We start from the raw sequence: 13,580 nt of genomic DNA on the forward strand, positions 1-13,580 counted from the left end.
GGTTGTGGCGTTGTCCCACGCATCAGAGACATAAACCATAAATAATCTTATTTAGTTGCGTAATAATTGTATGTGGGGCAAGTATACTTGCGTCGGCGGTAGTTAACGCTGCTCAACACCCCAGTTCGTAAACAACAATATCGTGGTTTGTCGGAAACTCAAGTATATCGAGAGAGGCGCGAGCTGTCAGTCGGTCGCGTCGAGTGAACCCATCGCAGTCGTCGGCCGATAGCCGCATATCCCGGCCGCCGAGAATTAGCGTCTGTTATGAAATGGCGAGTTGCAGTTAACACGTCGGGACGGCATCCGACGGGCGACGAGAGACCAGAAGGATATTTGCAACGGCATCCCTAGGACCGCCGATGCAACCCACCCAGCGCGGTGTCTCACGGCGCGAGTTCGTCAAGGCGGCCGTGGCCATCGGCGGGTCGGCCGCGCTGTCGGCCTGTCTCGAGCGAGAGTCACCGGACCTGGCGACCGGAGACCCGTCGTCCGTCCCCGACCGCCAGCACGCCTGGGACGAGGCGTTGCCACGAGACGACCACGGAAACGTCCGAATCCCTCGTCACCACGTCCTCCTGCTCGTCGAGTACAGTGAGACCGGCGTCCCCGACGACGACGCGCGCGAGACCGTCGAAGCGGCGTTCCGCTCGCTCGAACGGGCCTACCCGTGGAGCAACGAGGGGCTACTCTTTACCGCGGGCTATGCCCCCGCGTACTTCGACCGATACGACGCCGGCCCCGACGGCGTCGCGCTGCCAGCGCCCACGGCACTGGCCCCGTTCGAAGACCCGGAACTCGACGAACCAGACGCGGTGATACACCTCACCAGCGACTACGGGAGCGTCGTCCTGGGGGCCGAACAGGCCCTGGTGGGCGAACGGTCGACGCTCAACGGCGTCGACGTGTCCGGCTTCGGAGAGGTCTTCGACCGCGTGGACAAGCGAACCGGGTTCGTCGGCGACGGCCTCCCCGCGGAGAACCAGGACGTGGACGGGATTCCGGACGACGAGCCCGTCGACGAGGACGCACCGCTGTTCATGGGCTTCGAGTCCGGCTTCGAGAAGAACCAGGCCAGCGAGGACGGCGTCACGATCGAGAGCGGCCCCTTCGCCGGTGGGACGACCCAGCACCTCTCGAAGATTCGGCTCCACCTCGACCAGTGGTACAATCAGGACAGTCGCTCCCAGCGCGTCGCGAAGATGTTCTGCCCGGCCCACGCGGAGGACGATCGCGTCGAGGGCGTCGGCGAGAACCTCGGCGACGACAATCAGGTCGGCGACTGCGTCGACGACATCGAGGCCGACGCCGGCAGCCACGGGATCGTCGGTCACGCCCAGAAGAACGCCCGCGCACGCGACGAGGACGATACGCCGGTCCTGTTGCGCCGGGACTTCGACTCGACCGACGACGGCGCGGCCGGCGTCCACTTCCTCTCGCTGCAGTCGTCGGTCGCAGACTTCGTCGCGACGCGAGCGGCGATGAACGGCAGCGACGTGAGCGAGGAGTCGAGCGTCGGAACGCGACTCAACAACGGGATCCTCCAGTACATGACCGTCCAGCGGCGGGGCAACTACCTCGTCCCGCCGCGCTCGTCGCGTGCGCTGCCACGGCCCAGCCCGTAGCGTCTTCGACGGTCAGACCACATCGCTATAGAGGGACCAGTGCCAAGCGCCGGTATGGACAGATCGCAGTACACGCGTCGAGCGCTCCTCGGTGGCGTCGCCGGGCTCGGTGCGACCGCGACGGCCGGCTGTTCGGGGCTCCTCGAAAGTCAGGCCGTCGGCGAGCCGCCGGTCGTCGAGGAACGGCCCAACGCGGTCTACTACCCCACACACGTCGAGGGGATGGAGATGATCGGTATGACCGACGCGGGCGACCGTCAGATCGGACTGATGTACTCCTACGCCCACCGGTTCTGGACGATGGACGTGGGCGACACCGCACGCGTCTCCGCCGGTGACGCCGACGCCCACCTGATGGCGAGCGTCTGGGATCCCGACACCGGACAGGTGTTGCCCGTCCGGAGCGGGCTCTCGGTCGCGATCGAACGAGACGGCCAGACGATCGACGAGCGCACGCCCTGGACCATGCTCTCACAGAACATGGGCTTTCACTACGGCGACAACGTCTCGCTCGACGGGGACGGCACCTACACCGTCACGGTCGAGGCCGGCGGACTCGGGATCGACCGGCTCGGCGCGTTCGCAGATCGCTTCGCAGAGCCGGTCACCGCCGAGTTCGAGTGGGAGTTCAGCCGGAGTCGGAGAAACGAGATCAGCTTCCGGCAACTGGACGGTGCCGGCGACCCCGGCGCACTCGACCCGATGGAGATGAAGATGCCCCTCTCGGTCGCGCCCGCTCGCGAGGACCTTCCGGGACGGATCGTCGGAACCGGCGAGACCGGCGACGCGACCCTCGTCGTGGCAGTGACCGACCGCGGCGGAGAGCCGTACCTCGCCGTCGCCCCCCGGACGCCGTACAACCGCTACGTCCTGCCGGCCATGTCGCTGTCCGCGACGCTCACCCGCGAGGGCGAGGCGGTCCTGGACGACTCGCTGTCAGCCGCGATCGACCCAGACCTGGGATATCACTACGGAACCGCAGTCGACGGCGTCGACTCCGGCGACGAGCTGACGATCGCCGTCGATTCGGTCCCGCAGATCGCTCGCCACGAGGGCTACGAGACCGCCTTCCTCTCGATGCCCGACGTGGAGCTGACCGTCGAGTGACGGCCAACGACCGCGGAGCGCGGTCCACCTGCCGTTCACGACCGCTGTGGTGCGCGTGGAAAAGAAATCGTTATAGGTCGCGGCTTCCGACCGTCGAAGTATGCAACGACGAGCCGCGGCGATTTACTTCGTGTTCTTCCTCGTCGTCGGTGCGGGGGCGTATGCCTACATCGGCGTCGCCGAGCAGACAAGCCAGCCACAGTACGACCTCGACGGAACGATGGTCGAGAGCAACGAGACGGTCGCGATCGGCGAGACCGAGTACACGCTCAACGGGATCCACCGGACGGAAGGTGAGCACGGGAGCGGGGGCGAGCTCGTCTCCGAGCTGACCTGGACCAACGACTCCTACGTCGGCACGGGATCGATCTCGCACAACTCGACGACGGAGTATCAAAACGAGAGCTACCGGGTCCTCGTCGCCAACGAGACCGGCGTCTCCGAGTTCACGCTGGAGGCCCAGCAGAACGTCAGCGCGATCTTGCAGGCCGACCCCGCGGTCGAGAACACCACCGCGACGCGTGACGGGACCGAGTACGTCGTCTACCGGAACAACGACACCATCCAGCCACTCGCGGAGTACCTGCCCGAACCCGAGCGCCGGACCGTCTCCGAGGGCGAGACCTTCCCCTACGAGGGCAACGACGCGACCGTCGTCAACGTCACCACCAGCGAGGTCCGCCTCGAATGGGACAGCTCCGAGGAGAACACCGTCGAGCTCATCGAGGGCGGGAACGTCACGCTCGCCGACGGCCAGCAGTACTTCGCCAACTACCACGGCGAAGAGTCGGTCTCGCTGGTCCCGGCCAGCCAGTACAGCGAGTACGTCCAGACGAACAACGAACGCGATAGCTTCCAGACGCGGCTCAACGGTCTGTGGGGAATCGCGATCATCAGCGGACTCGCCGCACTGACCGCCCTCTCGACCGCGTACCTGCCCGTCCGGGGCTAACACGTCCGGCCGTCACTCTTTCGTGAGTGCCACTCTCCGTGTCTCGAGCACTGGCACACAGCCCCCAGCGTGAACAGTCGCCGCCAGAAACGCCGCTTCTCGCTCGCGTTACCGTCCACTCCAGCTGAGCGACGCCAGCGCCGCGCCCAGCGCGATCGTGGCCACGACGCCCAGAATCTGTAGCACCGACACCACCAGACTCCCGTTGGTCGTCCACGGCGTGCCCGCGACAGTTCCGAGTCCGATCAACACGAGCACCACGCCCGTGCCGATTCCGAGCGGTTCCGCGAGGTCGTCGAATCGCTCCGTAAGTGCGTTCATACTCGCCACCTCGGCACTGACCGTGGTAAATCTCGTGGTTCTGGCACGCGCCGTCGGATCTCCGACTCGGAGACACCCCTCATACGGACAGTTGTAGTTGCTTATCGGTGAGCGTCGCCACGGGGTAGACGCTCAGCGCTACATTCCTACAACTGTCCGTATCAGCGTGGTACTCACAGGGAACTGCGACGGGCCGGGAGGGACTTGAACCGGATCCAGACGTGCTCGGCTGCTGCGCGCGACTGGTAGGGTCCAAGCCCACGTGGCCGCTTCGCTCTTCACGTCCGTTCGTCGCAGAAGCGGGCCGGGAGGGACTTGAACCCCCGACCGTCTGGTTAAAAGCCAGACGCTCTGCCAACTGAGCTACCGGCCCTCGATTTGGTGTGAGGGCAGCGAGGGCTAAGGGCTTACGATTACTCGTCGTCGAAGGGGAGCTCGATCTCGTAGCCGACGGCCTCGATAGCGGCGTCGAGCACGCCGTCGACGTTGTCGCCCTCGGTGACGCTCATGTAGTGGTCGGCCTCGACGTCGCGGGTGAGATCTGCCTTGTTCGCGATGGTCAGGACGGGCGCGTCGAAGCGGTCTTCGAGCGCGTCGCGCAGTTCCAGCTGGACCTCGATCGGGTAGCCGCAGTTGCCGCTGGCGTCGAGGAAGACGAGCACGGCGTCGGCGAGGTGCTCGACGGCGCTGACGGCCTGGGACTCGATGTCGTTGCGCTCGGCCTCGGGGCGGTCGAGGAGCCCCGGCGTGTCCACGAGCTGGTAGCGGATGCGGTCGCGTTCGACGTGGCCGACGCGGATCTGTGTCGTCGTGAAGGGGTAGCTCGCAGTTTCGTTGCGGGCGTTCGTGACGAGGTTGACGAACGACGACTTGCCGACGTTGGGGTAGCCGGCGACGACGATGGTCGGTTCGTCGGGGCGGATATCCGGCAGCGTCTTCAGGGCGTCGCGGGCGGCGGAGATGCCGGCGAGGTCGTCTTCGACCTCCTCGACGATGTCCGCCATCCGGGCGAACGCCTGCTTGCGGAGCTTGCGGGCGGTGTCGGCGTCGCCGGTCATCCGACCCTGGTACTCGCTGTGGATGTCCTTGGCCTTGCGAGAGGCCCACTGAACCTCCGAGAGGTGCTGTCGAAGGGCGTCGATGCCGCCCTCGCCCTCGACGTTGCTGGTGATGATCGCGTCGGCGAGTTCGACGTAGAACGGATCGAGCGTGTCGATGTCCGGCCACGCAGTGACGACGTTCTGGAGGTTGTCCGAGACGATGTTCGACGCCGTCTGGAGCATCGACTGCTGGCCCTCGATCCCGGTCTTCGCCTTGCCGGCGCGGGCAGCCCGAGAGAAGGCCTTGTCGATGACTTCCTCGGCGGTCGGCGTCGTCGGAAGATCCTCGAAGGGATGGCTCATTGGAGCGGGATAGACGGCCTGCGCGTAAAAGCACGTTCGTTCGAGCGCGCGTCTCGGAGAGTCGGTGCCCAGCGCCGTCGAATCCCGGCGTCGGGCCGAAGCCAGGGCTACTGTTCCGTGAGCAAGTCACAGTGCCGCCGGAGGGACGACGGCAGTTCCTCGACGTGATCGTGGAGCAGGTCGACGATCGCGGCCGCCTCCGCGAACCGCGGCCCGCGTCTGGTACGCAGTGGCTCTCGGTCCCACTCGATCAGATCGGCCTCCGCCAGCGTCGGCAGGTGTAGGTGTACGAGTTGCCGGTGTAGCAGGTCCCGGTCGCGCTGTGGCGGCGACGAGTGTGCAGCCTCGGGGAGCGCCAGCGTCTCGTCGGCCCGCGCGTCGGCCAGCGCGACGACGAGCCGTCGGCGCGGCTCGGCCGCGAGTACCCGAAACATCGTGTCCCACCGTTCGGTCGACCGTCGTCCGTCGACGGGCCCCGTCATCGTTGCGCTGGAGTTGTAACCCAGTTTACAAAAATTTCTGAAAGTGGGCTGTCAGGAATTGTCGTTCGTTTCGACGCCGCTTTTGTATCGCGTGGGACAACGACGGGTATGTCCGAGATCGACGCCGGAGAGATCCTCCCCAACGAGCACGTCCAGCAGATGGCCGCCGACGGGACGGTCACACAGATGCACCGCGGTCACGCCTACGCCAGCGAAGGCGACACCTTCGTGATCGACGGCCAGCGCTTCGAAGTGACCGACGTGACCCACCGGACGCTGGGGGACCTGACCGACGAGGACGCACGGCGCGAGGGATCGGACGACCTCGAAGCCTACAAGCGCCGCCTCGAACGCGTCCACGACGAATTCGAGTGGGACCCCGAGAGCGACGTGGTGCGCCATCGGTTCGAGCCGGTCGAGGACTGAGGACCGATTCCCGACCGCTCGTCGGGCTCACGCTCGCTCCTACCGACGAGCCGCCAGTTCGTCCCGCAGATCGCTCACGTCCACATCGCTACCACCTTTTTCCGCTTCGGGTGCGCTGTGCGCACCACTCGCGCAAAAACGTGGGCGAAAAAACGAGCGCTCGCAATGCTCGCGCTCGCTCCTACCGCCGCTCGGCCAGTTCGTCCCGCAGATCGCTCACGTCCAGATCTTTCATCGCCAGCATTACCAGCAGGTGGTAGACGATGTCGGCGCTCTCGTGGGCGATCTCCTCGTGGTCGTCGTCTTTTGCCGCCAAAATCAGTTCCGTCGTCTCCTCGCCGAGCTTTTCCAGGACGGCGTTCTCGCCTTTCTCGTGAGTGAACAGCGAGGCGGTGTAAGAGTCTTCGGGCAGGTCGGCCTTGCGCTGCTCGATGACGCTGAACAGTTCGTCGAGAATCTCGTCGGCGTCGGCATCGGTCATATGCAACTCAGCGTGGGCGCGCGTCTTGAGAGCATCGCTCCGTTACGCTGCTCCTGGGTGGTCGTTTGAGAGATATAGTAGCCATTGAAAATCAATGCACACCCGATCGCACGACTGCAGTGCGATCGGTGTGTAAATCGTTTCAATTGTTACTATAGTAGTACGCAGTGAGTGCGCCGTAGTACAGCAGGCCAGCGATAATCGGGAGCAACACGAACGCAATCCAGTGATTCGGAAGGAGGTCTCCGAAGAGCACGGCTGAGACCATCAACGACGCGAACAGGAGGACGACACTGGTACCGAGCGTCAGTGAGCGGGTCATCTGTCGTCGGCGTTTACGGCCTGTAGACTTTTATCTACCGACTGATTGCAGTCGAAAGAACGGCGCTCGTCACAACCCACTTCAAGCTTCCACACTCTCGAAGAACGCCAGATCGTGGAGCCGGGAGTCCTCTGTCAGCTCCGGGTGGAAAGAGGTCCCGACGACGGGGCCCTGTTTGACCGCCACCGGACGGCCGTCCCACTCGGCCAGCACCGCGACGCCCTCGCCCACGGCGTCGATGACGGGCGCGCGGATGAACACCGCCGGGAAGGGCTCGTCGAGGCCGGCCACGTCCAGTGGGGCCTCGAAGCTGTCTTTCTGGCGGCCGAAGGCGTTGCGCTCGACTGTCACGTCGAGCAGGTCGAGTTCGTCGACGCGGTCGTCCTGTGGGTCCGTCGAGGCGACGATCAGGCCGGCACAGGTCGCCAGCATCGGCTTGCCGGCGTCGACGTGGTCGACGATCTCGGCGGCGATGCCCTCGTCGCGGAGCAGGCGGGAGATCGTCGTCGACTCCCCGCCCGGCAGCAGCAACGCGTCACACTCCGGGACGGTCCCCGAGTGGCGGATCTCGTGGATCTCGGCGTCCTCGCCGTGGGCTCGTGCGGCCCGCTCGATGGCGGTCGCGTGCTCGGACACGTCGCCCTGGACGGCGATCACGCCAGCGGTCAGCGTCATGCTCGCCCGTAAGCGACTGGGGGCGAAAAAGCTCTCGTTGTCGTCGACGGACCAACGCTTAGGTACGGGGATTCCCTTGCCGGAGACATGGGAAACAGACGCCGTGATCCGGTTTCGGTCCGCGACGACGGGTCACAGGACCTCTACGACGTTTCAGAGTGGGAAGTCAGGTCGTGGCTCGACCGCGTCGCGTGGCTCTGCTACGCCGCGCTGGTGTACTCGCTGCGCGGGTTCGTCGTGCTCGCGGCGATCGCGATCTTGCTCTCGCAGTTCCTCGTGGGCGGTCTCGGCGCGCTGTCGAATCCGGTACTCGGCGCGTTCACGGTGCTGTCCGCGGTCCCGGCGCTGGCACTGGCCGCCTACGCCTGGCACACCGACGTGACGACCAAAGAGCCACTGGCGTTGCTCGTCGCGACGTTCGTCCTCGGAGTGTTGTTCGCCAGTTTCGCCGGGATCGCCAACAGTGGCCTCGGCCCCGCAGTCCAGGGGATCGGGTCGGGCTTTCTGGCGTCGATCGTCGGCACCGTCCTCTTTTACTTCCTCGTCGTCGGCCCGGTCGAGGAGGGCGTCAAGCTGCTGTCGGTGCGACTGGTCGCCTACCGGAGCGACCGCTTCGACGCCGTCATCGACGGAGCGGTGTACGGTGCAGTCGCCGGACTGGGCTTCGCGACGATCGAGAACGCGCTGTACATCACCCAGAACGCCGACGCTGGCGTGACCGTCGCCAACGCCGTCATGGAAGCCGGCTCGATCACGTTCCTGCGCTCGCTGGCGGGTCCGGGCCACGTGATCTACTCGGCGTTCGCCGGCTACTACCTCGGACTGGCGAAGTTCAACCGCGAACACGCCGGCCCGATCGTCATCAAGGGGCTCATCGTCGCGTCGCTGATCCACGCCACCTACAACACGCTGGTCGGCGTCGTCCCGGCCGTCGTCTCGGTGCTCACCGGCGTCTCGCCGCTGGTCGCCTTCCTCGGCTTCGTCCTCGTCTACGACGGCGTGTTCGGCGCGTTGCTGCTGGGCAAGTTCAACGCCTACGAACGGGCCTACGAGCGGGCACACACCGACGAGGTGCCCGCACCGGAACTAACGGAGTTCGAACCCTGATCAGACCATCCGCTCGACGTACTTCGCGACCACGTCGACCTCCAGGTGGGCCGCGTCGCCGGGGGACTTCTCGGAGAGGGTCGTCACGTCGTAGGTCGTCGGGATGATCGCCACAGAGAAGGAATCCTCGCGGCGGTCGGCGACGGTGAGGCTGATGCCGTCGACGGTGATCGACCCCTTCTCGACGACGTAGCGTTCGATGTCGGCGGGCAGCGAGAAGGTAAAGCGCCAGTCCTCGCCGACGCGTTCGATCTCCTCGACGGTCGCCGTCGCGTCGACGTGGCCCTGCACGATGTGGCCGTCGAAACGGCCGTCCGCCGGCATCGCCCGTTCGAGGTTCAGTTCGTCGCCCTCGGCGATTTCGTCGAAGAAAGTGCGGTCGATCGTCTCCTCGGCCAGGAACACGGAGAACCACTCGCCCGGTTCGAACTCCTCGACGGTGAGACACGCGCCGCTGACGCTGATCGACTGGCCGTGGCTCAGTTCCTCGAACGGCGATCCGATCCGGAGTCGTCGGCCGTCTGCCGTGTCCTCGACCGCCCGCACTTCGCCCGTCGCCTCGACGATTCCCGTGAACATACCACCGCTTTGAACAGCCATCACAAGAGAGTTATGGATAACGGATATGGAACGGCCACAGCGAACGGCTTTTGCCAGACGGTCGCGTACGCTGGCCCATGCCACGCGGGATTCTGGAACTGATCGGCCTCGCCGGCTCGGTCCTGTTCGCGTCGTCAGTGGGGCTGTTCGGTCTCCAGACGGTCACTGACGGCGACACCCTCGCCGGAGTGGGCTATCTGGCCGTCGCGGCGCTGATGGTGCTCGTCCCCTACTACGTGACGACGCCCGACGACGTGGCGGGCAGCGCCGCCGAGCGGGCGGTCGGGTGGGTCGTACGAGACGACGACTAGTCCTCAGCGCGCCAGCGATCTCCCTCGTCCGCGGCGGCCAGGTACTTGGACAGCAGCGACGGGAACGTCCGTCAACGGAAGTACCGTAGGCGAATCCTCGGTCCTGTTGATGATCCTCCGTGGCGACCTGTGGGAATAGGAATAGAATTCACCAATACAAGAAGGTTTATTACATTCAATCATCTGACTTTTATTATGGTGGTTGAGATCTTTGGAGGGATTGTGCTCTTAATTATCCTCCTGCTGCTCGGTGCAATGAGTGCTTGGGTGTATAAAGACGGAAAGCGTCATAACGTAGATTACCCAGTAATATGGGCTCTGGCCACGTTCATCGGTGGTATCGGAGGACTAATTCTCTACATTCTTGCTAGGGAAATGTATTATTGAACCGTGTAAATCATACAGGCATTGTATCAATGGCTATGGAAAATTTTTATACATGGTGTTAGAATAGAAGATTGCAATGGCGAAAGACAAGAATACACCGTGTGATAGTCGTCGGGGCGTACTCAAAAAACAGGATTAGGACTGACAGCACTCTCTGCAGTTCCATCAGGTGTTGTCGCACAGCAACGCAGAAGAAAAGAAAAAGATGCAGAGAAAGTATTTGCCGAAGCTTTTCGAATTGAGAATAAAACTGATCAAGAAGGAGTATATAAAGATTATTTGAGAGAGAATGGTATATCAATTTCTGGTCAAAAGAAGACATATACAGTTCAGGGTTCATCAAATGAAATAACAACAGAATATTTAGATAGAAGGGACTTAAATATTGAAATAGGCATTGGAGCATACGGTGGCGATTACACCGATAACGATGGTGAATACGCAGTCACACTCACCTGGGATTGGTCAGGCGAAGACTTAGACGACTGGGGAGAACCACCGCGGGATATTGTCGGGCTTCACTGGGTAGGAGATGACTGGACCGTAGCAAACGCTGAACATAAGAGTACTAATCATACATACTATAAGAAACACTCTGGAAAGCATATAGACTATCAATTTAATGATAGTCTAGGCGATGGAAGTGATGTTCACTACTTTGTCACCAATTTAGAACCCACTGGTGATTCTGATCCAGATGATCGAGAAGTCGGTGGCGGATACATTCACACATATGATGGTGTCAAAATCGAGAGCGTAACTGCAGGGTTCCCAGCGGGACTTAGCGCCACACTTTCTAACAACAATAAAAAATGGAATACTTCAACCGACTCTGATAGTGATGCACTTATTGTGAGTCAAAGTGATGGACACGCCTAGTTAATAGACTAAGTCATAATCATATATTTATTATTTTAAGAGTGTGGACTAAAGAGCCGATGGTAAAAGCCAATCTCACATACCCAATCTAATTGTTGTTTTTCGTCACTGTTGGTTAGTGTGTATAGTTAAATATATTATCACATACTTACGAGATGGGGAGATATCTGTAGTTTAGCACCCGGTCATTAAAAAGAAAAATTGACGTTATTGATTCAGTCCGACCATATTAATTGACTGTTCTCACCGCGGGAACGACCCCCTCCGCAGAGGCAAATAGTGCGGCTACTGAACAGGCACCTATCAGGGCGTCGGCAGCGGTTCCTGCGCCTCGATCAGAAGCTCCTCGGGGGAATCGGGCCTGGGCTCGTTCTCCAGGATCACGTCGATGGGGAGCGTCGGCGCACCGTCGACGAGGTTCTCCATCAGGACGAGTCGCTCGCGGGCGCGGCTCATGCCGACGTAGAACACGCGCCGTTCGTTGTCGGTCAGGGTCGGGATCGGATCGGTGTGCTTGGTGAACTCCTCGTCGCCCGGCACGTGGCGGTCGTTTTGCTCGACCTGTGCGGCCATCTGCTCGACGACCTTCTCGGTGAGGTCGGTGCCGACGAAGACGTGGTCGGCCTCGCGGCCCTTGGCGGAGTGAATCGTCCCCAGCCGGACCTGATCGGCGTCCATACCGGCGTACTCCCCGTGGAAGTAGGCCTCGACGGTCCGCTCCTGGAAGTTGGTCACCTTCCGGAGCATGTCGGCGGCGGCCCGCGGATCGGGCGCGAACGGTGCGTGTTCGCGGATCACGTCCGGATCCATCTCGATGTCCGCCAGATCGTCTTTCTCGCTGGCGTCTGCGATCTCGTCGAGTTCGTCGAACAGGTCGTCGCGGTCGCCGGTCCCGAAAGCGGAGTCGGCGAGCATGTCCGCGAGCCGGCGACCCTCTAGCACGGAGAGGCGTTCGTCGGCGTCCAGCGCCTCGACGCCGCGAACGTACTCGGTGAGCCGGTCGGTCCACATCCGCTGGTCGGTCAGGCAGGTGAAGGGGATCCCCTCGCCGATGAACTCGTCCATGAACTGGAACATCTGGTACCGCGCCCGAAAGAGGATCATCACGGTTCCCTCGTCGTCGTCGACGGTCCGGCGGATCTCGCGGACCAGATCGAGCATCGAGGGGTTCAACATCGGCAACACCTCGCCGCCCTCCTTGCGCGGGTTGAGGTCTTTCTCCTGGCGCTTCTCGATGTGGCGCACCTCGCGGTTGACCACGTTGAGAATCGAGGACGGCAGTCGGTATGAGTTGGGCAGGACCTCGTCGACGTCGACGTCTTCCTCCAGCAACAGATCGGGGTCGGCACCCTGCCAGGCGTAGACGACCTGGTCGTCGTCGCCCGCGATGAGAATCTTCGTCATGCGGGGTTTCCACTCCTCGTACACGTCGTACTGGAGGGTGGTGATGTCCTGAAACTCGTCGATGATGAGGTACTCGACGTTGGGCAGCAGCGATCGCTGCTTGACCCGTTCGAGCATGTCTGCGAACCCGGTGAGGTCGTTGTCGCCCTTGTAGGTGCGCCAGGCGCGGATCGCTTCGGGCACGTCGAGTCGGTCGTCGTCGCCGGGCCAGGTCGGCGTGTACTTGTTGCCAGTCTGGGCGTTGTCGTCGATCTCGGGCGGAAGCCGGACCTCCTCCTCGTCCCACTTGAAGGGCACGTCGTACCAGTCGGCAACGTCTCGGCGAGTGCGCTGGAGCCACTGGCTCGTGGCGATGACCTTGTTCCCGAGCGTCGTCGAGCGGGCCGACCGACGGCGAGAGCCTTCGTACTCGTCTTCGAACTCCAGCCCGAACTCGTCACAGAAGTCCTCCTTGTCGGACTCGCCGACCACGTCGCCCCGAGAGAGGTCGAGCAGTTCGTACGCCTTCGCGTGCATCGTACAGACGTTCCCCTTCAGAGAACGTGGGTTGATGTCGAGTCGTTCGGCCAGTCGCTCGCGGATCTCGGCGGCGGCCGCACGGGTGTACGAGACGACCAGGATGTCGCGCACGTCGGCGTCGTCCTCGGACAGCAGTTCTTCGACGCGGTCGAGCAGCGCCGTCGTCTTCCCGCTCCCCGGACCACCGAACAGCCGGACCACCTGCGGGCTCGTGTCAGTCATTGCACACAGAAACGGGCCGCTCACTCATAAACGACGTGCTTTCTACGGGGTGGTGTTCGGCGTCGCTGGCGACGCGAGAAGACAGATCGGAGACGACAGCGAAGGCGTCCTACGAGTGTCGGGGAGACCGTGCCTCCCGAACGTCTGCGCCGTCACGGATCATGTCCTCGCAGTCGGGACAGACCCGCGGGTCGGTGTCTTCTTGAGGTGTGAACACGCGTACGTAGTCTTTGGTCACGAACGAACCGCAGTTCTGGCACTTTGGCATGGACTCTCTCCCAACGTAACCCATACTGGTTATCGCTAATATAAGTATCGCCGATTTACATAATGATCGTTCCAGTCGTGGCAGCCACA

17 protein-coding genes and 1 tRNA gene are annotated in these 13,580 nt (G+C 62.7%); 8 read left to right on the forward strand and 10 right to left on the reverse strand.

All coding sequences use genetic code 11. The annotated features are described in order from the left end of the window. The first annotated feature begins 362 nt into the window (after positions 1-362). The 3 genes from HMUK_RS02525 to HMUK_RS02535 all read left to right on the forward strand — a co-directional run bounded on the left by HMUK_RS02525 (position 363) and on the right by HMUK_RS02535 (position 3,684). A complete protein-coding gene (locus HMUK_RS02525; protein ID WP_012808069.1) occupies positions 363-1,625 on the forward strand; it encodes a DUF7405 family protein in 1,263 nt (420 codons plus the stop codon). A gap of 54 nt (positions 1,626-1,679) precedes the next feature. Further along, the gene (locus HMUK_RS02530) at positions 1,680-2,732 is read left to right on the forward strand and encodes an iron transporter (RefSeq protein ID WP_012808070.1); all 1,053 of its coding nucleotides are present in this window, start codon (positions 1,680-1,682) and stop codon (positions 2,730-2,732) included. A 100-nt stretch (positions 2,733-2,832) separates the two neighbouring features. Further along, positions 2,833-3,684: a hypothetical protein gene (locus HMUK_RS02535; protein ID WP_012808071.1), complete on the forward strand. Its 852-nt coding sequence runs from the start codon at positions 2,833-2,835 to the stop codon at positions 3,682-3,684. 108 nt (positions 3,685-3,792) lie between these two features. Here the strand turns inward: HMUK_RS02535 and HMUK_RS02540 are convergent, their stop codons facing one another. From HMUK_RS02540 to HMUK_RS02555, 4 genes are all read right to left on the reverse strand, one after another. Then, complete coding sequence (locus HMUK_RS02540) at positions 3,793-4,005, reverse strand: hypothetical protein (protein ID WP_012808072.1); 213 nt, start codon at positions 4,003-4,005, stop codon at positions 3,793-3,795. A 300-nt stretch (positions 4,006-4,305) separates the two neighbouring features. Next, positions 4,306-4,378 (reverse strand) — tRNA-Lys (locus HMUK_RS02545). Between the two features lie 40 nt (positions 4,379-4,418). Beyond that, complete coding sequence (locus HMUK_RS02550; protein ID WP_012808073.1) at positions 4,419-5,408, reverse strand: NOG1 family protein; 990 nt, start codon at positions 5,406-5,408, stop codon at positions 4,419-4,421. A 107-nt stretch (positions 5,409-5,515) separates the two neighbouring features. Then, positions 5,516-5,890, reverse strand: a complete 375-nt coding sequence (locus HMUK_RS02555) for a DUF7344 domain-containing protein (RefSeq protein WP_012808074.1) — start codon at positions 5,888-5,890, stop codon at positions 5,516-5,518. 108 nt (positions 5,891-5,998) lie between these two features. Between HMUK_RS02555 and HMUK_RS02560 the strand changes: the two genes are divergently transcribed. Next, positions 5,999-6,316 (forward strand): ASCH domain-containing protein, encoded by a 318-nt coding sequence (locus HMUK_RS02560; protein ID WP_012808075.1) that lies wholly within the window; start codon positions 5,999-6,001, stop codon positions 6,314-6,316. 181 nt (positions 6,317-6,497) lie between these two features. Here the strand turns inward: HMUK_RS02560 and hisE are convergent, their stop codons facing one another. The 3 genes from hisE to pdxT form a co-directional block, all read right to left on the reverse strand. Then, complete coding sequence (hisE, locus tag HMUK_RS02565) at positions 6,498-6,797, reverse strand: phosphoribosyl-ATP diphosphatase (protein ID WP_012808076.1); 300 nt, start codon at positions 6,795-6,797, stop codon at positions 6,498-6,500. Between the two features lie 142 nt (positions 6,798-6,939). Next, positions 6,940-7,119 (reverse strand): hypothetical protein, encoded by a 180-nt coding sequence (locus HMUK_RS02570; RefSeq protein WP_012808077.1) that lies wholly within the window; start codon positions 7,117-7,119, stop codon positions 6,940-6,942. Between the two features lie 81 nt (positions 7,120-7,200). Next, a complete protein-coding gene (gene pdxT, locus HMUK_RS02575; RefSeq protein ID WP_012808078.1) occupies positions 7,201-7,794 on the reverse strand; it encodes a pyridoxal 5'-phosphate synthase glutaminase subunit PdxT in 594 nt (197 codons plus the stop codon). A gap of 87 nt (positions 7,795-7,881) precedes the next feature. On the opposite strand from pdxT, the gene HMUK_RS02580 reads away from it, so the two are divergent. Next, the gene (locus HMUK_RS02580; RefSeq protein ID WP_012808079.1) at positions 7,882-8,901 is read left to right on the forward strand and encodes a PrsW family intramembrane metalloprotease; all 1,020 of its coding nucleotides are present in this window, start codon (positions 7,882-7,884) and stop codon (positions 8,899-8,901) included. On the opposite strand, the gene HMUK_RS02585 is transcribed toward HMUK_RS02580, so the two are convergent. After that, positions 8,902-9,480 (reverse strand): riboflavin synthase, encoded by a 579-nt coding sequence (locus HMUK_RS02585; RefSeq protein ID WP_012808080.1) that lies wholly within the window; start codon positions 9,478-9,480, stop codon positions 8,902-8,904. Between the two features lie 98 nt (positions 9,481-9,578). Between HMUK_RS02585 and HMUK_RS02590 the strand changes: the two genes are divergently transcribed. From HMUK_RS02590 to HMUK_RS16980, 3 genes are all read left to right on the forward strand, one after another. Next, positions 9,579-9,812, forward strand: a complete 234-nt coding sequence (locus tag HMUK_RS02590) for a DUF7533 family protein (protein WP_012808081.1) — start codon at positions 9,579-9,581, stop codon at positions 9,810-9,812. Positions 9,813-10,007: 195 nt separating this feature from the next. Next, positions 10,008-10,199, forward strand: a complete 192-nt coding sequence (locus HMUK_RS02595; protein ID WP_012808082.1) for a hypothetical protein — start codon at positions 10,008-10,010, stop codon at positions 10,197-10,199. A 279-nt stretch (positions 10,200-10,478) separates the two neighbouring features. Continuing rightward, positions 10,479-11,078, forward strand: a complete 600-nt coding sequence (locus HMUK_RS16980; protein ID WP_126967168.1) for a hypothetical protein — start codon at positions 10,479-10,481, stop codon at positions 11,076-11,078. Positions 11,079-11,381: 303 nt separating this feature from the next. Here the strand turns inward: HMUK_RS16980 and HMUK_RS02605 are convergent, their stop codons facing one another. Continuing rightward, on the reverse strand, positions 11,382-13,223 hold the full coding sequence (locus HMUK_RS02605; protein WP_012808083.1) for a UvrD-helicase domain-containing protein: 1,842 nt from the start codon (positions 13,221-13,223) through the stop codon (positions 11,382-11,384). A 109-nt stretch (positions 13,224-13,332) separates the two neighbouring features. Next, complete coding sequence (locus HMUK_RS17455; RefSeq protein ID WP_012808084.1) at positions 13,333-13,491, reverse strand: DUF7563 family protein; 159 nt, start codon at positions 13,489-13,491, stop codon at positions 13,333-13,335. Positions 13,492-13,580 lie beyond the last annotated feature (89 nt).

This window comes from Halomicrobium mukohataei DSM 12286 (assembly GCF_000023965.1).
GTDB classification, from domain to species: domain Archaea; phylum Halobacteriota; class Halobacteria; order Halobacteriales; family Haloarculaceae; genus Halomicrobium; species Halomicrobium mukohataei.